Source organism: Pantoea sp. sgz302252 (assembly GCF_042610525.1).
In the GTDB taxonomy this organism is placed as follows: Bacteria; Pseudomonadota; Gammaproteobacteria; order Enterobacterales; family Enterobacteriaceae; genus Erwinia.
Map to the genome: position 1 here is coordinate 1 of NZ_JBHDVM010000035.1, position 1160 is coordinate 1160.

The following is a 1160-nucleotide window of genomic DNA, read 5'->3' on the forward strand; positions in this document are numbered from 1 at the left end:
TGCCCGTCACCGCGTTGTTTTCCGCGTCCTTCAGCACCACGCTCACCGTGATGTCGTCGCCCGCCACGTAGCGCGTCGCGTCCGTGCTGATAACCGAGCTGCCCCGCGCCGGTTCGCCCGCGCCGAACGTCACCGTCACCGTTTTGCTGCCGCCGCCCAGCGACGCCGTCACCACCGACGGCCCCGCCTTCCTGCTGGTCACCGCCGCCTCCGCCGTGCCCGCCTCGCCCGTCGTGACCGTCTCCGCCGTCGTTGCCCCGTTGTCCGCGCTCAGGTAAACCTCCGCGCCGCTCACCGGGTTGCCGTATTTGTCCCTTACCGTCACCCGCACCCGGTTGGCCGCCACCCCGTCCGCCGTCGCGTTGTCCGCCACCACCGCCAGCTCGCTGACCTGCGCCGACGCGCCGTCCGCCGCGAAGCTCACCGTCGCCGCGGCGCTGTTGCCGTTGTCCATGGTCACCGTCACCGTGCCCCGGCCCGCCACCGTGCTGGTCACCGTCACCACCGCCCTGCCGTCGGCGTCCGTCACCACCGTGATGTTGCCGTTCTCCGCCTGCCTGCCGTTCGCCGCGCTTATCACCGCCCCGGCAAGGCCATTTTCGCCGCTCAGCCCCGTCACGCTGAAGCTCAGCGTCTGGTTCGCCAGCGGCGCCCCCTTCGCGTCCGTGGCCCGCGCCGTCAGCGTGAAGCCCGGCGCCGACCCCACCGCCAGGCTCTGCCCTTCCGGCGAGACGCTCAGGCTCACCACGTTTTCCGACGGGACGACGCCGATAACGGTTTCCGCCGTGTTCGACGGGTTGCCGTGGTTGTCCGTGGCCACCGCGCTGATTTTATACTCCTGCGCGTCCCGCCGGTCGCCGCTGAAGAGGTAGGCGGGCAGCTTTATCTGCAGCTCCGTTGGCGACAGCATCTGCCAGCGCCCGCCGTTCGCGCCGAGCTGCGGGTCAACCTGCCAGTCCACCCCCTTCAGCCCGTACTTCGCCTTCGCCACCGTCAGCACCAGCGGAATGGTCTCCGCCGCCTGCGCGGTAACGCGCGCCGGCAGGGCGATGCGGATAAGCTCCTGCTTGCGGTACTGCATCACGATGTCGTAGTTGCGGTCCACGAAGTCATAGATGTTGCCCGCCAGGCTGCGCATCAGCCCCACGCCGTCCGGCCTT

1 protein-coding gene is annotated in these 1160 nt (G+C 70.0%); it reads right to left on the bottom strand.

From position 1 onward, the window contains the following. The coding region (locus ACETPC_RS23750) for an Ig-like domain-containing protein (RefSeq protein WP_380184892.1) at positions 1-1160 on the bottom strand (1160 nt) is incomplete at both ends.